The 17583-nt window shown below is 51.3% G+C and carries 19 protein-coding genes; 10 read left to right on the top strand and 9 right to left on the bottom strand.

Annotated features, from left to right (window positions below; all coding sequences use genetic code 11):
* Positions 1-91: 91 nt before the first annotated feature.
* From ACFQRK_RS04555 to ACFQRK_RS04545, 3 genes are all read right to left on the bottom strand, one after another.
* Positions 92-1255, bottom strand: coding sequence for a sialidase family protein (locus ACFQRK_RS04555; protein ID WP_379004095.1), 1164 nt, complete (start codon positions 1253-1255; stop codon positions 92-94).
* Between the two features lie 164 nt (positions 1256-1419).
* Positions 1420-1995, bottom strand: a complete 576-nt coding sequence (locus ACFQRK_RS04550) for a DUF417 family protein (RefSeq protein WP_379004093.1) — start codon at positions 1993-1995, stop codon at positions 1420-1422.
* A 73-nt stretch (positions 1996-2068) separates the two neighbouring features.
* The gene (locus ACFQRK_RS04545) at positions 2069-2893 is read right to left on the bottom strand and encodes a helix-turn-helix domain-containing protein (protein WP_379004091.1); all 825 of its coding nucleotides are present in this window, start codon (positions 2891-2893) and stop codon (positions 2069-2071) included.
* A 276-nt stretch (positions 2894-3169) separates the two neighbouring features.
* Between ACFQRK_RS04545 and ACFQRK_RS04540 the strand changes: the two genes are divergently transcribed.
* Complete coding sequence (locus tag ACFQRK_RS04540) at positions 3170-3424, top strand: hypothetical protein (RefSeq protein WP_379004089.1); 255 nt, start codon at positions 3170-3172, stop codon at positions 3422-3424.
* 31 nt (positions 3425-3455) lie between these two features.
* Here the strand turns inward: ACFQRK_RS04540 and ACFQRK_RS04535 are convergent, their stop codons facing one another.
* Together ACFQRK_RS04535 and ACFQRK_RS04530 are read right to left on the bottom strand one after the other, a co-directional pair.
* Positions 3456-3974 carry a GNAT family N-acetyltransferase gene (locus ACFQRK_RS04535; protein ID WP_379004087.1) on the bottom strand — a complete coding sequence of 173 codons (519 nt, stop codon included), beginning with the start codon at positions 3972-3974 and terminating at the stop codon, positions 3456-3458.
* A gap of 46 nt (positions 3975-4020) precedes the next feature.
* Positions 4021-4203: a hypothetical protein gene (locus tag ACFQRK_RS04530; RefSeq protein WP_379004085.1), complete on the bottom strand. Its 183-nt coding sequence runs from the start codon at positions 4201-4203 to the stop codon at positions 4021-4023.
* A 205-nt stretch (positions 4204-4408) separates the two neighbouring features.
* On the opposite strand from ACFQRK_RS04530, the gene ACFQRK_RS04525 reads away from it, so the two are divergent.
* From ACFQRK_RS04525 to ACFQRK_RS04485, 9 genes are all read left to right on the top strand, one after another.
* Positions 4409-4993 carry an RNA polymerase sigma factor gene (locus tag ACFQRK_RS04525; RefSeq protein ID WP_379004083.1) on the top strand — a complete coding sequence of 195 codons (585 nt, stop codon included), beginning with the start codon at positions 4409-4411 and terminating at the stop codon, positions 4991-4993.
* A 76-nt stretch (positions 4994-5069) separates the two neighbouring features.
* A complete protein-coding gene (locus ACFQRK_RS04520; RefSeq protein WP_379004081.1) occupies positions 5070-6056 on the top strand; it encodes a FecR family protein in 987 nt (328 codons plus the stop codon).
* Positions 6057-6132: 76 nt separating this feature from the next.
* Positions 6133-9480 carry a SusC/RagA family TonB-linked outer membrane protein gene (locus ACFQRK_RS04515; protein WP_379004079.1) on the top strand — a complete coding sequence of 1116 codons (3348 nt, stop codon included), beginning with the start codon at positions 6133-6135 and terminating at the stop codon, positions 9478-9480.
* A 12-nt stretch (positions 9481-9492) separates the two neighbouring features.
* Positions 9493-11004 (top strand): RagB/SusD family nutrient uptake outer membrane protein, encoded by a 1512-nt coding sequence (locus ACFQRK_RS04510; protein WP_379004077.1) that lies wholly within the window; start codon positions 9493-9495, stop codon positions 11002-11004.
* 73 nt (positions 11005-11077) lie between these two features.
* Positions 11078-12121 (top strand): MBL fold metallo-hydrolase, encoded by a 1044-nt coding sequence (locus ACFQRK_RS04505; protein ID WP_379004075.1) that lies wholly within the window; start codon positions 11078-11080, stop codon positions 12119-12121.
* A gap of 110 nt (positions 12122-12231) precedes the next feature.
* Positions 12232-12630: a VOC family protein gene (locus ACFQRK_RS04500; RefSeq protein WP_379004073.1), complete on the top strand. Its 399-nt coding sequence runs from the start codon at positions 12232-12234 to the stop codon at positions 12628-12630.
* Between the two features lie 135 nt (positions 12631-12765).
* Positions 12766-13272, top strand: a complete 507-nt coding sequence (locus tag ACFQRK_RS04495; RefSeq protein WP_379004071.1) for a pyridoxamine 5'-phosphate oxidase family protein — start codon at positions 12766-12768, stop codon at positions 13270-13272.
* 23 nt (positions 13273-13295) lie between these two features.
* The gene (locus tag ACFQRK_RS04490; protein WP_379004069.1) at positions 13296-13826 is read left to right on the top strand and encodes a GNAT family N-acetyltransferase; all 531 of its coding nucleotides are present in this window, start codon (positions 13296-13298) and stop codon (positions 13824-13826) included.
* Positions 13827-13848: 22 nt separating this feature from the next.
* A complete protein-coding gene (locus tag ACFQRK_RS04485) occupies positions 13849-14970 on the top strand; it encodes a S26 family signal peptidase (RefSeq protein ID WP_379004067.1) in 1122 nt (373 codons plus the stop codon).
* 48 nt (positions 14971-15018) lie between these two features.
* On the opposite strand, the gene ACFQRK_RS04480 is transcribed toward ACFQRK_RS04485, so the two are convergent.
* From ACFQRK_RS04480 to ACFQRK_RS04465, 4 genes are all read right to left on the bottom strand, one after another.
* Positions 15019-15645, bottom strand: a complete 627-nt coding sequence (locus tag ACFQRK_RS04480; protein ID WP_379004064.1) for a porin family protein — start codon at positions 15643-15645, stop codon at positions 15019-15021.
* A 14-nt stretch (positions 15646-15659) separates the two neighbouring features.
* Positions 15660-16277 (bottom strand): hypothetical protein, encoded by a 618-nt coding sequence (locus ACFQRK_RS04475; RefSeq protein ID WP_379004062.1) that lies wholly within the window; start codon positions 16275-16277, stop codon positions 15660-15662.
* Positions 16278-16378: 101 nt separating this feature from the next.
* On the bottom strand, positions 16379-17116 hold the full coding sequence (locus tag ACFQRK_RS04470; RefSeq protein WP_379004060.1) for a class I SAM-dependent methyltransferase: 738 nt from the start codon (positions 17114-17116) through the stop codon (positions 16379-16381).
* Between the two features lie 29 nt (positions 17117-17145).
* On the bottom strand, positions 17146-17568 hold the full coding sequence (locus ACFQRK_RS04465) for a hypothetical protein (RefSeq protein WP_379004059.1): 423 nt from the start codon (positions 17566-17568) through the stop codon (positions 17146-17148).
* Between the last annotated feature and the right edge of the window lie 15 nt (positions 17569-17583).

The raw sequence follows: 17583 nt of genomic DNA, 5'->3' as shown, positions 1-17583 counted from the left end.
TTAGTTTTAATGTTAGTATGATTGAATCCGATCCCGTAAATGGGATCGGATTTTTTTATCGCTGTAGAAACGTTTAGTTGAATGGATACGGTTATTGCTCGTATTTATCGAGTTCATCGAGTGTAAAACGCGTGCTGACCACTGAATTTTTTTCAGGTCCTTTCCTGTATTTCACATACGTAGTCGCTACGTACGTGCCATCCGGTAGCCGCTCCAAGCCAGGGTAACCGCAATCCATTCCTTTATGGCTATGCAGCAGCTTTACGCGGTACTGACCTTCATTGCCCTGCAAAATATCGTTGTACGTACCCACCCACGCTACGAAGTGCGTACGCGTCGGGTTGTCATGTCCCGTGTCGCGGAATATCACGACGAGGCGACCATCCGGTGCGTAGGCAGCCTTGTGCCGGTCGCCGTGCAGTGGACCAGGAAGCGGCTTTGTCTCAGACCAGGAAGCCCCTTCGTCATCACTGGTCATAAACAAAGCCACACGTTTGGTGTTTTCGCGGATGAGGCAGAGCAATTGTTTACCATCAGGCGAACGCACCAGTTCCGGTTCACAAGGCTTCAGTCCCGGTAGATCGAGGATTACTTCCCAGGGCGTCCAGGTGGCACCGCCGTCATGGGAGTAACTCCTTGCAAGCACATTAGATCGCTCCTCTTTTTGCTCGCCCGGCCGCCGGATGTTTGAAAGTCCCAATAACCTTTTGCCGCCCTCGATGGGCATAATGGTACAAAACGGCATCACACTTGCACCCACGTGGTTGGAAACCATGGGCGACCAGGTGCTACCGTCATCGTCCGAATGTGATTGGTACATGCCGCCGTCCGGCCCCTCACCCGCAAATACAAAAAGACGATAATTGCCCTGCGGATCAGGCAACCGATATATGGTCGGGCAATTATAAACCGTCGACCAATTATCGGGCACATCGAGCAGTTCACTCCATGTGCGTCCACCGTCATCGCTCCGTTTCAACGGACCACATACGCCACCGTGGTTATACGTCCAAACGCAGTAGATCGTTTTTCCATCGGGTAAAAGTACGGTGGTGGGATGTCCCTGGTAGACTTCCGCTGTGCCCGCCGCTACGACTACGTGCCGTGCCGAATCATTCGACAGATCGATCGTTTGGATACCGCCCGCCAATCCGCCGCCGTCTTTACATGTTGTTTCCTGACGAGCGGTCGAGAAACCGATGACCATGAAAAGAAAATGGGTAAGAAAATAAGATTTTACCATCTGTTTTGCCATAATTGGTTTAACTATCATGTTTATATGTCAAACATAATAATTTGACGTAAAAATCAAAAACGTTACCCTCACTTAAATTATATATATCTGTATGATAGTTATATACAATACACTACAGTACCTTTCAGAAAACAATTTTGCCTGCGTATGAAAATAATTTCGCTTTACTTCTGATTTTTTTGGATGGACGTAGCCGAATCGGCGGCCACAATCATGCCAGCGGCAAGCATGATCACATCCTTCAACACCAACCGACCGGCTCCCGAAAGGTAAGGAAAACCATGATGGGGCGTTGGAAAGTCTCCCCCCAGGTCAGGCACGTAAACCTCCGGTGTGGTGATCAGAAACGATAAGGTCACGATTGACATCAGAAACGTCAGAAGTCCGCCGACCAGTCCCAATTTTGCAGACCAGATCCCGGCTAAGGTCAGCAAGCCGATTGCGACAATAACAGCCCCGAGGCCGTACGAAAAGGCATAGGTTCCGTTTGTTTTATGCCATTCAATATTTTTGGCCACGGTCTTCCCTTCAGGATTTTTATACGCTTGGTATTCGGGTGCTTCCTTCGCATAGAAAAATTGCATCAGCGGACTGTTGGCTACGAATGGGACAATGCCATCAGCTTCGTATTGAAACGCCTTCAGGCCACCGATCCAAGCCATAACCACAAAAATGGAAATCCGCAACGCGTGTATGAACCCGCGCTGCCCATTTGCCAAAAAACGTAGCAAGTTATTCATCGTCATCATTTTAAGCACAAAAATATGCGACAACGATGCGCAGGGGAATGGACAAAAACGGTTTCGTCGTGAACTATTTCGTTGCGACAATCGATATGCCAACCGTCGCTCGAAATTCGGAAGGCGAAACCCCTACATATTTCTTGAAATACCTGCTGAAGTAATGTTCGTCGTCAAAATGAAGTCGCAGCGCGATTTCCTTTACCGATAAGTAGGTAAGATGGAGTAATTTCTTAGCTTCCAAAATCACACGCTCTTGAATAAATACAGAGGGTAATTTACCCAGCTGCCGTTTTATTTTCCTGCTGAACGCGTCTGTACTCAGGTTCAGTTTGCCGGCATAGAAGCTTACCGATCTAACGGTTGAAAAATGTTCCTCCAATAATTGCTGGAACATCCCTCCTAGCTGCATCTCCGCATGATCGGTAGGCACATCGATACCTACCTGCTGCTTTTTGACCTTGCTCGACAGGGCGAGAATAAGCTGTAGGTAGGCTTTTAATACGGAGGCCGAGAATGGCGCCTTGGAACCTAACTCGTTCTTCATCTTGCTGACGAGGTATACAATCTCCTCATATAGCGTTGCCGGCACATTCACAAACGGTTGAAGATAGATATTATTGAATAACAGGCCATTGCAGGCCACTTCTTTTTTATGGTATTCAATGCAGTAGAAATCGCCGTGAAACAAAATTTGGATAACTGGCTGTAAAACCGGTTTTTCCCACGCAAGATGTTGGTATGGACTTAGAAAAAGCAGCGACGTCGAGGTCGTTTTGTAGCGCACCAAGTCGACCACAATTTCTACCGGTTCCCCAAGCAGAAAAATCTGATACAACGGACGGTCTTCCGGTTTGGGGTGCGTAAGGGGGTAGATCGTATCGATATGGATGTCCATGGCATGCGATTTCGAGCGTAAATTTTCAGCCTGAAAAGATAAAAACTTCCGGCAAGAAATACGGCATGTCTATCTCCGCTACTCGGTATCTCCCCGATTAACATACTCTCCATAGATAGCCGTTTCCATACCGAACGGAATAGCTGAAAACAGGACTTTGGTCAAAACTGCGACTCGACGAGAACGAATTGGCTATTATTCTGGTATAGATAGCGGATAAAACAATCCGTTGCCATGCGGGTTTACCAATGAAAGCATAGCTATAAACGAGGAAGTATGAAAGATTTCAAAATTGACACCGATGAGCTGGAACGTATCGTTACGCATCTGCCTACTGGAATCAAATTCCGTTTCACGCCGACCGATACCGAGCCCGAAGGTTTGGATCCAGACAGCGTACTACTTTACGATGACCTGGGTGGCGTGTGGATCGGCCAGGTGGTCGACGGAGAGCATGATGATGTGATCATGCATGCCGCATGGGACGCGGTCAACGAAAAATATTGGGAAGAAGGCAAAAATCCGGAGTAAGGCATTGCTTTGAACCGAACTGTCCAATGTTTCATTCTTTCAACTGCAATTTCATCATGATATCCGTTTGCTCATCAGTACCCAATGTAAAGATGTGCTTGTCAAATTCAGCAAAACCACACTTTTTGTAAAACGCGATAGCCCGGTCATTTTCCTCCCAAACCCCTAGCCAAACATACCTGGCATTCTTTTCGCCTGCAATTTCAACAGCTTTTTGATACAATCTTTGTCCTACCCGTTTACCCTGGAACTCCTTTAGGACATAGATTCGCTCGATTTCAAGTGCGTCCGGCTCTTGCCGTTCGGTTTGAGCATTACCAACATTTATTTTCAAGTATCCCACGATCCTGTCGTGGTCCTCAGCAAAGTAGAATTCAGAATTTTCATTTTGCAATTCCGACTTCAGGGCGTCAATGGACAATCGTTCGGCAAGATACTTTTCTATATTTTCTATACTGTTTACTGACGAAAATGTATCGGAAAAAGTCTGCCGGGCGATTTGCTGAAGCGGTCCAACTTCAGCTAGTGTTACTTTACGGATATTCATCATCTTGGTTCCTCTCAGTTGTCTACGTAAATAATGTTGTCACCGGCCGTTACCCCAAGTGATCAAATTTCGACAAGGTCAGCGTCCGGTCGCTGTCGTTGCAAGGGTGCTGCACGGATGCGATTACCGTTGAATGGATCGGGCCGTAATCGCTCGGAGGTTCCGTCTTGATCAACAGCGGGCTAGAAAGGGCTATATTCGAAACCTTTTTATGCTCGTAATACGTCTTCATACCTCCAAAGTTAGCAATTATGACGGTTTATTTTTTCTTTTTCACCCGAGCGAGTGCGTCATCATAAAACCAGAGACTTTCGGTTATTTCCGACATATTGTCCGCCGGGCAAATTAGTCCTTCTGCCATACCTGGTTCCGAGTTCGAAACATAACATTGCCTTAACACTGCTTTGGTATTTTTGCCGTGCATATCAGGAACAGTGATGACAGAATCCGCTTTGATTGATGCGTTGCGATCAGGCACCCCGGACGCTTACGAACAGCTTTATCATCGGTATTGGAAACTGCTGTACAAAATAGCGTATAGCCGCGTTCCGGATGAAGATGCTGCCAAAGACATCGTACAGAACGTCCTGATCAGCATCTGGCAAAACCGCAAATCCCTGCGCGTACGTACCACGCTTGAACAGTTCCTGCGCGGGGCTGTAAAACTGCAAACCCTCAATCACTTCCGGTCAGAACGCGTCAAACAGCATGTGATAGACCTGGCTATGGCCCAGATGGAGCTAGTCGTCGAACCGGAGTCCGATCCCCTTTCACGTCATGTCCTGGAGCAGTCGCTGGACATAGCGCTCCACGGCATGCCCGAAAACATGAAGCAATCCTTTCTGCTCCGCTGCGAAAACCGCAGCATCAAAGAAATCGCTGAGAAACTGGGATTGGCCGAGCAAACCGTTTCAAACCATATTTCCGAAGCCGTCCGGCGGCTACGGCAAAAACTCACCAAGCACCATCAGGGTGAGCTTTTACTGGGCCTTTCGCTTTTCCTGAGCCTTGTTCACCATTAATTCATGAACACTTAACAGTAAATCAAAGTAGATTTGGTGCTGCCGGGTTACTCCTCTATAAAAAGGATACGTAATCTTGGATAACAAAACATTCAAACAGCTCCTTCGCCGGTATGTAAGCGGTTCCGCATCCGACAGCGAGAAAAAGACGATCGACACCTGGTATGATTCGTACCGCGAACTGGACGATGCCGAGGTTTTTGGCTGCGAAGCAGAATCTGCGCGGATCGGTTCGCAACTCCATACCGAGGTATCCGGTCATTGGATGCCCCCTAAGCGCATCCCCTACCGCGGGTACCTCGCCTACGCAGCCAGCGCGCTTATGGTACTGGGGGTATCGTGGGCAGTATTCTTCCAAGAACAAAATCCAGCTGCCCACCGCACGGCACAAGCGGCATCGTCTTCGGCGACGCTGACTTATCAGCAAGTGGAAACGGCGGTCGGCCAGGTCAAAAAGATCACCTTACCGGATGGCTCGATGGTGTGGGTGAATGCCCTGAGCTCGTTACGCGTCCCGAAGTCGTTTGGGAAACCAACGCGGGCGCTGTATCTCGATGAGGGCGAAGCGTATTTCGAAGTGGCCCACGACCCGTCGAAACCCTTCGTCGTGCACAGCCGTGGCTTATCCACACGGGTGCTGGGTACAGCCTTCAATGTAAATGCGTACAAGCGTCTGGGCTCCATATCGGTTACCGTGACACATGGAAAGGTTGCCGTAGCGGACAGTAACCAACACCAGCTGGCGGCACCGCTTACCGAAGCGCAGCAACTGATATTCGACACGCGGAGCGGCAGCCACACACTGAACGAAGGCGTTTCCCATACGACGGCGAGCTGGCGCGAAGGGGCCACCCATTTGCGCGACGCCTCGTTTGAAAACGTTGCACTGGCATTTTTCAACACGTACGGCGTCGAGCTTAAAGCCGGCAGCCAAGCGATTCATGACCATCGCTACAGTTTGGTTATCCGCACCACCAACCGGCTGGATGAAACGTTGCGCATTATCTGTTCGATTCATCAAAACCAATTTAGGAGGAAAGATTATGAAGTAATCATCTATTGACATCATCAGGGATTTGCCGACGTACCATTCCGGCAATCGATCATCAAATTACACACGTTTCAGACAACAACATCGAATGAAGAATTTTACACTGCATATGCAGCGAATTATGCGAATATCACTCGTACTTTACATCCTTGTCTTTTCATGTTCCCAGCTGCTGATGGCCGAAGCCAACGGACAGGCACTACGCAAGCCCGCTAGTTTGGTAATCGGTCATCAGACCACGCTGGAGCAGGCTATACAACGCCTATCGCAAACTGCGAAAGTAGACTTTGCCTATGACGCACGGCACCTCGGTGTCGCCGGACTGACCGCCCAACCCGCAGCATACGGTGACCGGCCCCTGGAAAAAATCCTAACCGCCATCCTGGCCGGTACAGACATCCTGTTCAAAGAAGAGATTGAGGGCACGATAACGCTCTATAAACCACAGCAACCCGGCCGTATCCATGGCCGGGTCACGGACGACCGCGGCGAGCCCCTGGCCGGAGCGACCCTTACGGTGAATACCTTGAACCGTTCATATACCACCGATAGCGAAGGCGCTTTTACCTTTTCCGCCCAGCCCGGTGTGTATGATGTGGAAGTCACCTACGTTTCATATACTACCCAGCGCAAGCAAGTATCTATCCAATCCGGTCAATCCGTAGAGCTGTCTTTTACGCTTCAAGCGGCCGAGGGAGCGCTGAGCGAAGTCGTGGTAGTTGGCTACGGCACCCAGAAGAAAATCAATGTCACCGGCTCGGTGGCCGTGGTCAACGGCGATGATCTGGCCAACCGGCCCATCACCAATGCCTCCCAGGCACTGCAGGGCGTACAGGGCATCTATGTCAACCAAGCCGGTGGACAACCCGGAGCCGATGGGGCTACGATCCGTATCCGGGGTGTGGGCACCATCGGTGGTGGCAGTAAACTCAATCCGCTCGTGCTGGTAGACGGTGTGGAATATCCGCTTAGTGCCGTCAACCCGGCAGATATCGAAAGCATCAGCGTATTGAAAGACGCTGCTTCGTCTGCCATTTACGGTTCGCGTGCCGCCAACGGCGTCGTCCTGATCACCACCAAACTTGGCAAACGCGACCAGACCACCATCGAATACAGCAACTATTTCGGTGCCCAGGAGGCTACCTATTTGCCCGATGCCGTTGACAGCTCGGTCGATTTCATGGAATGGTACAACAAGGCCATGGTCAATCAGGGCGGTAATCCCTACTATTCCGAAGAGCTGATCAATGAATTCCGGACGAATCCAACCAGCCTGGTATACCCCAACACCAATTGGATGGACCTCATGTTCAGCACTGCACCTATCCAAGAGCACAACATCCGGTTTGCCGGCGGCACCGAGAAAACCCGGTACAACCTTTCTGCCGGATACCTCGGGCAGGACGGCGTATTGAAAGGTATGACCGGCGCCGACCGGTATTCGCTGAACCTAAAGATCAATTCCGAACTCTCGAAGCGCGTGAGCATCGAAGGTGGCGTCATGGCAAGCCGCTGGGACAAAGACGAGCCTAAGGCCGGCATCAGCACGGTCATGAACCGCATCATGCGGATGGTCCCGATCCAACCCGCCAGCCGAATGGAAGACGGCCGCTGGCCCGACAGTTGGGTACTTACCCCCGGCCAGAATTCATTTGAAAACCCGCTGATCTGGGCGGCCGAAAACTACCAGAAACAGGTGACCGACCGGATGCTCATCAACCTGGCGCTCAACTATCGGATCATCGACGGGTTGTTGTTCAACATCCGGGCATCGGCCAACGAAGGCCGTTACGACATGCGCGACTGGAACACGCCGACCATGCTATACAACGTCAAAACCGGTGCGCCGACGCGCTACTCGTCTGCCTCCGTCGCCACCTTGGTTGACTACGGTTCGAAAGAACAGCGGCTAAATACCACCAGCACCTTAAACTACGAGAAGACCTTCGGAAGCAGCCACAACCTGTCGGTCCTCGGCGGATTCAGCGTCGAGACGTTTAAAGGCAGCTGGCGGCAAGCGAGCGTGCAGGGATTTCCCACTACCGAGCTTCCTGAATTGAACATCGGAACGGCCAACCAAGCTACCACCGGCACGTCGTATGAAGATGCCCTCCTATCCTACTTCGGCCGTCTGCAGTACAACTTCCGAAACCGGTACCTTTTCGAATTCAACAGCCGATACGACGGATCGTCACGCTTTGCCGAAGGCAACCGGTGGGGATTCTTTCCATCGTTGTCACTGGGTTGGCGGCTTTCCGAAGAATCTTTCCTCCAGGACGCCACGTGGTTGGATGACCTCAAGCTCCGCGGATCGTGGGGCCAGATCGGCAACCAGGAAATCGGCCGCTTCCAGTACGTCAACTCCGTTTCGTTGGGATTGGGCTATCCCTTTGGCGGCACCTATGCGCCCGGATCGGCAGTCACGCAGAGTAAAGACCCTACGTTAAGCTGGGAAACCACCACGATGTCCAATCTGGGTCTGGACTGGAGTCTGTTCAATGGCAAGCTGACCGGCGAATTTGATGTATTCCGCAAGCGGACGGACGGCATCCTTCGGGCGGTTACCTTGCCTGCGCAGGTAGGCGCATTGGGCGGCCCGGTGCAAAACCTCGCCGTAGTCGACAATTCCGGCTTCGAGGTGAGCCTCAGCCACACCAATCGTGTGGGGGATTTCACCTACCAGCTGGGTGCACACCTCACCAAAATCCGTAACGAAGTCGTCGAACTGATGGGCGAAGAAGTTATCAGCGGATCCCGCATCACCCGCGCCGGCGACCCCATCGAATCGTGGTACCTGCTCAAGACCGACGGATTGTTCCAAACGGAAGAAGAGGTGGCCAGCTACCCCACCATCACCAGCCGCGTCGGCCCTGGTGACGTCAAATATGTGGACCTCAACGAAGACGGCAAGATCGATGGCAACGACCGCTACATCGCGGGCAGCACATTTCCTGATTTCACCTATGGATTCAACCTATCGGGCGGCTACAAAGGATTCTCGTTATCAACGGTTTGGCAGGGTGTATCTGATGTAAGCGTACGGCTCAACGGCAACATGGCCATGCCCTTCAATAACGGGGCCGGCCTGACAAAAAATTGGATCACCGACTCGTGGACTCCGGAAAATCCCAACGCTTCATTGCCCCGCATCACCACGCGGCACCAATATACCGCAGAGAATTTTTCCGACTCCGACTTCTGGCTGTATGACGCCTCCTACCTGCGGCTTAAAAACATACAGCTGGCCTACACGTTCCAGAACGCGGCACTTCGTAAAATCGGCATCGACCGGCTGCAACTGTTCGTCAATGGCCAAAACATGCTGACATTTTCAAAGATGAAGCTGTTCGATCCGGAGCAAGACCTTACCGGTGAGCATATCGGCAAATACCCTTCGGTGAAAATCTACACCGCAGGTTTAACCGTCAACTTTTAACAAGCCATGAACATGAGACATCAGAAATTATCAATCCTGTTAATGATCCCCGTCTGTCTGTGCCTGCTATCGTGCGAAAGCCTCCTCGATACCAAGCCCACCGATTTTTATACCGAAGACTCTTTTTGGAAAACAGCGACTCATGCCGAAGAAGCGACAACAAGTGCCTACCAAGCGCTGCTGCATAACGACCTGTACAACGAACAGACTCCGTTTATGTTTGAGGTAATGACCCCAAATGCCTATCATAAAGACAATTTCCAATCGGCGCATGATTTCGCCATCGGTGCACACTCCGCCACAACCATCGGCATGAACCTCGTGACATGGCGGGGCTGCTATCGCGGCATCGGCCGGTGCAACATGGTCATCGATCGGGTACCAGCCATCGAAATGGATGAAGCGCTCAAAACCCGGCTCGTCGGTGAGGCAAAATTCCTGCGGGCATTTTATTTCCAGAAACTGAACGTGCTGTTCAATGGGGTACCGCTCGTGGTCACGTCACCCAACGGCGCCGATCATTCAGCCCTGCCACGAGCCGCCTACGCCGAGGTGAAGCAACAAATTCTTCAGGATCTCAACGATGCCATCGCAAGCCTGCCAGCAGATTATCCCGCTGCTTCAAGCGGCCGGGCAACCAAAGGGGCGGCCTTGGCGCTGAAAGCACAGGTACATCTCCAGGACCACGAGTATACCGAGGTGGTTTCGGCTATCGACGAACTGATCGCACTGGAAAAGTATGTGCTCTTCCCGGATTACAACGGCTTGTTCCGGAAGGCGAACGAAGGCAACTCCGAAATTATCTTTGATGTGCGCTTTAAATCGCCTCAGGTACGAAACAGCTACGATATCATTCACGCCCAATACAATACCCAGGCACCGTTGCAGGAACTGGTTGAAGCGTATCAGATGAAAGATGGCTTATCGATCGAAGAAAGCCCGCTTTACGATCCGCAAAACCCGTACGCCAACCGGGACCCACGTCTTGCTCAAAGCATTGTTTACCTCGGCGCGCCCTGGCGTAACCGGGTGGCCGATGCCGCCGATCTGCACCAAACGGGCTACACGTTCCGGAAGTATACGGAATACAATGAAACCACCGTCGGCACCATTGCCAACTCGGATGTCAACTACGTGATCCTGCGGTATGCGGATGTCCTGCTTATGTACGCCGAAGCACTAAACGAGCTCCATGGAGCAACCCAAGCGGTGTACGACGCCGTCAACGCCGTAAGGCAGCGGCCATCCGTGGATATGCCTGCTTTGCCCGCCGGGCTCGACAAGGACGCCATGCGCGAAGCCATACGGCTGGAACGCCGCATTGAACTGGCAGGCGAAGGGGCGTATTTCTACGACATCCGGCGGTGGAAAACCATTGAGCAGGAAATGGTCGGACCTGTACACACCCATTCGGGAGCGGTGATCGAAACCCGCAACTTCGACCCGCAGCGCGATTATCATTGGCCGATTCCGTACACCGAGATAGACTTGAATCCGGCATTAATACAAAACCCTAATTATTAATACCAATCAGCACTTTGCGTGATCCAATGGTTTACTTACCTTTGGGTCACGCTTTGTCCCAAACACATTCAGCATGAACAAAAGAATCCTCCGATTACCGATTGCCGCGCTCCTGCTTGGCTTAGTCAGCACACACACTCTAGCCCAGGAAAAAATGGATTATTGGCGCGATGCGTCGGGCTTGTTGCAGGAGCAGTCGAGACTGCTTTTCGACCAATCCTACGCCGTACTGGATAAACACCGCCCCTCGCCCACGCCGAGCGACGAGCGTAAGCTAGCCTTGTTTGCCCTGGATGCACTTCTGCACGACACCCGCTTGGATACCGGAGAAGCCCTCTTCCGGTATATGGACGGAGTAGGCAAACGCGTTCTCCGCGGACTGGATACCGAAGTCGGCGCGGGTGAGACCCGCATACACCGCCTATACAACCAGGCTGCCATTGTGCAAACGCCGCAGGTAACCATCGCATTTGACCTGGTACGGGGTGGAATCGGCAAGCGGCTTTTCTTTTCGGATTCCCTGATGCAGGCCATTGTGGACCGCTGTGATATCCTGTTCGTCAGCCACGAACACGGTGACCATGCCGACCTCGCCGTCGCCCGGATGTTCAGCGATCAGGGAAAGGAAGTTATCGTTCCCACCGGGCTATGGGAAGGCCAGTTGCCTTCCATCATCCCGATGCGGGAGAACCGACTTGAAGCCCGTCCATTATCCCTAAAAAAGAAAAGCGTTACATTGGATGTCGCCGTATTTCCCGGCCACCAGGATAAAGTAGCCAACAACGTCTACATCGTTACTACGCCGGCGAAAAAAACGATCGTGCACACCGGCGACCAATCGAATGCCGGCGACGTGCCCCGTCTGGCAGAAATCAGTCGGCAGCGTCAAGTGGATATCCTATTGGCTCATTGCTGGATGCGCCCGATGGAGCAGATCGTCAACGGAATTGATCCTGCTCTGGTCATTCTCGGCCACGAAAACGAGATGGGCCATACCATCGATCACCGCGAAGCCTATTGGCTGACCTTCCGCCGGATTGCCAGGCTAACCCATCCGGCCGTTGTGATGGCCTGGGGCGAGTATATCGACGTAAACGATGCCGATTCCGCAGATTAGCGGACTCACCGGCGCGAATACCCCCGTTGGGATGTCCGCCAATCGTGGACCACTTGCAGCATTTAGACGGTATTGTGCATATATTTGCATTTAACCAATTGATAGTCATTATGGAAACAAAAAAAATCAGCAGGGGAGCAATTATCTCCGCAGACCTTACCGTTGAAAATGCCGAGCGTATCCGTGATTTTTACCAAGCCGTAATCGGCTGGAGTGTCGAAGAGATGCCCCTAAAAGATCGCGACGAGGCTTACAGTGATTACGTGATGAAGGATGCCGACGGCAATTGGGTTGGCGGTGTCTGCCATCACCGGGGTGCCAACAAAGGCATTCCGCCGCAGTGGATCGTTTACATCACCGTGCAAGACATCGCCGCCAGCATGCAGCGGTGTCTTGACCTCGGCGGCACCGTAGTGAAGGAATCCCGAAACCCGGCCGGGGAATGCCAGTATGTAATTATCCGTGATCCGGCCGGGGCAGTCCTTGGCCTCACGAGCGTCCCTTCATAGAAGCCTTCCCTGTTTACCGGTTTGAACCCAGCGATAATCTCGGTTATCAGCAGTGGCCCGGAGCTTGATACACGGCATGCAAACAAACTCGCCATTCAGGGGTTTATCCAGTATGTACCGTTAAGATCCATACGCATGAGCACTGAAAACTTACAAAACCGGGAAGCCATCGAAAAATTGAAAAAGCTGATCGATAAGATCGATATCGGCATGGTATGCACATTCGTTTCGCAAAGCGACTATCCGCATGCGGTTCCGATGAGCCGGCAGGAAGTAGACGACAACGGCGCTATCTGGTTTCTCTTTTCCGCGGAGAGCGACACTCACCAAAATCTTCAACAGAATCATAAGGTAAGCGTGTTATATTCCGACATACGTGATTACAACTTCCTAAGCATCAACGGTACCGCTGAAATCTCGCAGGACCAAGCGCGCATTGACAAATACTGGAATAACATGGTAGCGGCTTGGTTCGAGCAAGGTCGCGAAGACCCGCGTATCCGCGTGCTGAAAGTGACACCGGAAGACGCACATTATTGGGACAACAAAACCAATAAGCTGGTCACCTTACTCAAAGTGGCAGCCAGTGCGGTATCGGGCAAGCGGATGGATATCGGACGCGAAGGCGATTTGGATTTGTAACGCTCAAAGGCGAACTTAGCCTAATGGATAAGTTACTGCTCGAAAAATTCACTGCCGATGATTTTGACAACTACTATACACTTGTCAGCAACGAGCAGATAATGGCCCAGATCACCGAACGCGCAATCCCGTACGATGAAGCGCAGAAGGAATTCGAGACACTGCTGGCCAACAACGCTGTACATGAACGTTTCGGTCAGTTCAAGCTTTTTGAACGCCAAACGGGCACCTTTCTTGGACTAGGCAAGCTTGAGGTCACTGAAAAGACGGCATCGTCGGCAGAATTGGGCTACATTTTATTGCCGCAATACTGGGGCAAGGGACTGGGCACCGAAGCCGCCCGGCAACTGATCCAAATTGCTCGATCGGAAACGCAACTCGACACGTTGACCGCCATCATCGATCCGGCCAACGTGGCATCACGGAAAATTCTGACCAACCAGGGATTCATCTCCAAAAAGTTTTTCGAATATGAAGGTTTACCGGCAGAACTGCTGGAGCTGACAATACGAATTCGGCGAGATGATCTTGCATATCAACGGAACTTTACCTAGGTTTGCTGCAAAAGAACCGATTATGAATAACCTTGACCTATCCGCCCAAGAAACGGAAATCGTCACGAAACGACCCTGGGTAGCTGGATTGCTAGCCTTATTGACGCCCGGCCTCGGCCACCTGTACAATGGAAAAGTCCGCGCAGCCTTGCTGATTTTCGGATCCATGCTGGTCATTTTCCTGCTCATGTGGTTTTCTCCCCTCGCCCTGTCCTATGCGGGCATGTTGGTGCTATTTGGCCTATTGATCTTGCTCGTAATCGGCAGTTGTATCCATGCGGTGATCGGTACAACCAAACGCCGTGAAATTCCCCGGCGCTTCTATGACAGGTGGTATGTGTACCTGGTTATTTTCGTCGCGATAGGTCTGTCTTTTGAATTCATACTCAAACCGATCAGGGACCATCACGGTAGAGTTCAGTTTGCTCAGAGCTCCACGTCCAGCATGTCCCCTGCCATTTCTGCAGGCCAACGGTTTACGTGGCAACGTACCGGAGCGGTCGGCCATGGCGACATTGCCGTTTTCGAATTTCCGGGAGAGCCCGGTTCCTTATATGTTTTTCGCTGCGTAGCCAAACCAGGAGATCAACTTATTGTCAAACAGGGATTGGCCTACGTCAACGGCAAGCTCATTGATAACGAACAAGCGCTCCAGTTCCGCAACCGGATTTCAACCCAGGGCCCGCTAAATCCTGCACAAATGGAAGAATTGGGCATCTCCGAATTACACCGGCTACCGGACGAAGGATATTCGGGTTACCTGACGGCTACTCAAGCCTTGAAATTGAAGGCTATTCCTGTAGTAAATGACGTCAAGCCTCTGTTCATGGGTGCAGACGTCGCTAACGACGAAGTATTCCCCGGTGATATTACATTCCCCTGGAACGTTGATTACTATGGACCACTTGACTTGCCTAAAAAGGGACAAACCGTGGAAATAAGCATGGAAAACGCAGTCCTGTACCGAGCCCTTATTCAGTTAGATAACCCCGGCACCCACGCGTCTGATGTTGTTGGCCCCTATACATTTAACCACGATTTCTATTTTATGATGGGTGATAATCGGCATAACGCTGCTGATTCGCGATTCCGGGGCCCCGTTCCGGACTATCTTATTCGTGGAAAGCTGAACTATGTATGGTGACGTAAATCATTTGTTTCGCTACGATTCCCTCTCAAATCCGATATTTATCTAAAACCGGATACCCACCAGGAAGGCAAGTGCGCTATTCCGATAGCTATCGTTCGGCATATTGGGATCATTGCCCTTGGCAAAATTTGTAAATCCCGTCATATAACGGGCGTTCAGTACCAGATTCGCCCGGCTATCCGGCAGCCGCAGGCAATACTCCAGTCCATATACCCCCGCAATGTCGGTATCCTTCACGTTATACGCGTCAAAGGTTTCCCCGTCGCCTACCTTGTTTTTAGCACTGAGTTTAAGCCCCACTTGCGGACCGACAAAGACGTCCAAATCAATGGGTTCGAAGCGGTATTTCATCAAGACCGGCACATTCACGTAGCTTGTTTTCAGTTCGGCATCCCGGTAAAGGATGTCGCCAATTGCAAACGCTTCACTTCTGTATTTGCCACCCAGTTGCTGAAAATTGACCTCCGGCTGCACGTAGAAATTGCCAACTACCGGAAAAACAACGTGCGCGCCACCGATAAAGCCAGCCCTTCCATCAAATGTATCGCCCGATATCCGAGACATACTCCACCCGGCTTGAACGCCGAAATCGATTTTTTTGCGCTGTTGTTGGGCGTTAGCAACCAAAATACTGAAGATAAAAACAAACGAAACAACTAGATTTTTCATAAGATAGGCTATCGTTAAATCGCTTCAATTGACCGGATGTGTATACCTGAAAAGCAGTCATCTGCGCAATTATCCGGGACAAATCCTGCGGAGGAAAGCATGCCGTTGTTCTTCGCGTCAAAAGATACCGTAGCATCGGAACGGTTTTCCAGCCATACCGTGCGGGCTGTGTCGTAAATATCATCCAACGTGAGCAGTGCACCCGCGGGAGATTGTGCATGTGCGTCAGCATCCAACTCTTCTTCTGTCTCCGACCATTCCAATTGGACAAGAAAGGAATCTTTTTCCTGCTCGGTGAGCGCATGCGCGCTCTTTTCAAACGCAACCAGTATCTCGTCGACTTCGTTTAATGTCCATCCCGTTTCGGGCCTCCATACATCGTTGAAGCGCGTATACCGAAAATCGCGCTGCATCACCACGCCGCTTTTGACGGTGATAGTGGTCTCCCAAGCCGAGCCTGCCCAGGTTGCACCCGTCACGACGTAACGGTAGTTGTCACCGCTGGATGCCTTGAAGTCTAGCCACGTTTTGTAACTTCGATTAAAGGCATCTTCATAGGCAAAGTCTTCTTTTTTGCAGGCCGAAAAAAACGCCGCGACAACAAGGAATAACACGATAAATTTCCGATTCATAATTTCGTCTTTATTGGCTAACGTACCGGGAAACGAAAATGCTACATGATCACTGGCGTCTGGCGCCGCTGCAATTTCGGATTTTGGACTAATTGAACCTATTACCGGGACGACCGCACCGCTGAAACCAACAACATCATCGGTCGACGGAGTTCATCCTGCATCTCTGGAATCTCCGCCAACATCTTTTCATCCGGTTTCGGCTCCTGGATTTCTTGTATACTGAAACCGTGTTTCAACAGATCACCCAAGTAAGTCGTAAGCGTCCGGTGATACTTAATCACATTTTCCCCCAGGAAAACGGCGTTCCTTTCACCTTCGATAAAATACCGATCTACCGGCCAGTAGGACTTTTTGGTGCCTTCGTATAGCCAATCCTGCCGGCCTTCCGCCGTAAAAACCGGATGCTCCACCGAGAACACCAGATGGCCGCCAGGCCGGAGCCAATGGTAAATGTTACGGACCAGCACTTCGTATTCCGGCGTATAATGCAAAGCCAGTGAACTCAGCACCACATCAAAACTGCCGGCTGAAAACTCGGCATCCTCAAGTGCCATCCGCTTATAGCTGATGCCTTCGAGGTTATTGATTTCCTTGGCCTTGGCCAACATCTTTTCGGAAATATCAATACCTGTCACCGATTCAGCGCCATTTTCAATCGCGTAGCGGCAATGCCATCCAAGACCGCATCCCAGATCGAGCACGTCCTTGCTGCGGAGGTCGGGTAACATCTCCTTAAAAACATGCCATTCCCCTGCCCCATCGAGCCCCGTCAGGGAGCGATTCATCCGGTTGTATTGCGCAAAAAATACCGGATCATCGTACTTGTTCTCTTTCATCGTGTTTTTGGTCGCGTCCTAACACCGTTTTATTCGATTACCAATTCGGTATTTCCAGACACCAGGTTGATGTGGCAGCAGTCGAACGTAACCACGTAGTCAGCGTTCGCCACTTCACGACTCCCGATATATCCCCGGAAATTCAGCTTGATGTCGGTATGGCGCGGCAGCCGACCGCCGTCCGAATCGTCGGCAATGGGGTACGATCCCTGCTGTGTGAATATGCGCCAGGTTTCTTCGTCGTATTCCCGGGTAAGGTCTTCATTGCCCGGCAAGCGGGTTATCCTGATGCGATCCAGTGCGACCGGACTCCCTTCCCTGTCGGTCACCTTTACACCGACCGACATAAACACCTCGGTACAAGCCACCGATCCGCAGTCACCTTTTGGTTCGGGTTCATCGCAGGATAGCATCGTTATAAATGTCAACAGTGCACAGGCTATGATTTTCATCCGCTTTACGTTTTA

This window comes from Parapedobacter sp. GCM10030251 (assembly GCF_042666505.1).
Classification (GTDB): domain Bacteria; phylum Bacteroidota; class Bacteroidia; order Sphingobacteriales; family Sphingobacteriaceae; genus Parapedobacter.
This window is presented reverse-complemented; position numbering and strand designations above follow the sequence as displayed.

What these genes read in the sequence shown, in the direction of transcription:
- ACFQRK_RS04465 (WP_379004059.1), bottom strand. Translation starts at nt 17,568, where the DNA reads ATGAAAATCATAGCCTGTGCACTGTTGACATTTATAACGATGCTATCC.
- ACFQRK_RS04545 (WP_379004091.1), bottom strand. Translation starts at nt 2,893, where the DNA reads ATGGACATCCATATCGATACGATCTACCCCCTTACGCACCCCAAACCG.
- ACFQRK_RS04510 (WP_379004077.1), top strand. Translation starts at nt 9,493, where the DNA reads ATGAGACATCAGAAATTATCAATCCTGTTAATGATCCCCGTCTGTCTG.
- ACFQRK_RS04480 (WP_379004064.1), bottom strand. Translation starts at nt 15,645, where the DNA reads ATGAAAAATCTAGTTGTTTCGTTTGTTTTTATCTTCAGTATTTTGGTT.
- ACFQRK_RS04490 (WP_379004069.1), top strand. Translation starts at nt 13,296, where the DNA reads ATGGATAAGTTACTGCTCGAAAAATTCACTGCCGATGATTTTGACAAC.
- ACFQRK_RS04555 (WP_379004095.1), bottom strand. Translation starts at nt 1,255, where the DNA reads ATGGCAAAACAGATGGTAAAATCTTATTTTCTTACCCATTTTCTTTTC.
- ACFQRK_RS04525 (WP_379004083.1), top strand. Translation starts at nt 4,409, where the DNA reads ATGACAGAATCCGCTTTGATTGATGCGTTGCGATCAGGCACCCCGGAC.
- ACFQRK_RS04535 (WP_379004087.1), bottom strand. Translation starts at nt 3,974, where the DNA reads ATGATGAATATCCGTAAAGTAACACTAGCTGAAGTTGGACCGCTTCAG.
- ACFQRK_RS04470 (WP_379004060.1), bottom strand. Translation starts at nt 17,116, where the DNA reads ATGAAAGAGAACAAGTACGATGATCCGGTATTTTTTGCGCAATACAAC.
- ACFQRK_RS04475 (WP_379004062.1), bottom strand. Translation starts at nt 16,277, where the DNA reads ATGAATCGGAAATTTATCGTGTTATTCCTTGTTGTCGCGGCGTTTTTT.
- ACFQRK_RS04485 (WP_379004067.1), top strand. Translation starts at nt 13,849, where the DNA reads ATGAATAACCTTGACCTATCCGCCCAAGAAACGGAAATCGTCACGAAA.
- ACFQRK_RS04500 (WP_379004073.1), top strand. Translation starts at nt 12,232, where the DNA reads ATGGAAACAAAAAAAATCAGCAGGGGAGCAATTATCTCCGCAGACCTT.
- ACFQRK_RS04550 (WP_379004093.1), bottom strand. Translation starts at nt 1,995, where the DNA reads ATGAATAACTTGCTACGTTTTTTGGCAAATGGGCAGCGCGGGTTCATA.
- ACFQRK_RS04495 (WP_379004071.1), top strand. Translation starts at nt 12,766, where the DNA reads ATGAGCACTGAAAACTTACAAAACCGGGAAGCCATCGAAAAATTGAAA.
- ACFQRK_RS04505 (WP_379004075.1), top strand. Translation starts at nt 11,078, where the DNA reads ATGAACAAAAGAATCCTCCGATTACCGATTGCCGCGCTCCTGCTTGGC.
- ACFQRK_RS04515 (WP_379004079.1), top strand. Translation starts at nt 6,133, where the DNA reads ATGAAGAATTTTACACTGCATATGCAGCGAATTATGCGAATATCACTC.
- ACFQRK_RS04540 (WP_379004089.1), top strand. Translation starts at nt 3,170, where the DNA reads ATGAAAGATTTCAAAATTGACACCGATGAGCTGGAACGTATCGTTACG.
- ACFQRK_RS04530 (WP_379004085.1), bottom strand. Translation starts at nt 4,203, where the DNA reads ATGAAGACGTATTACGAGCATAAAAAGGTTTCGAATATAGCCCTTTCT.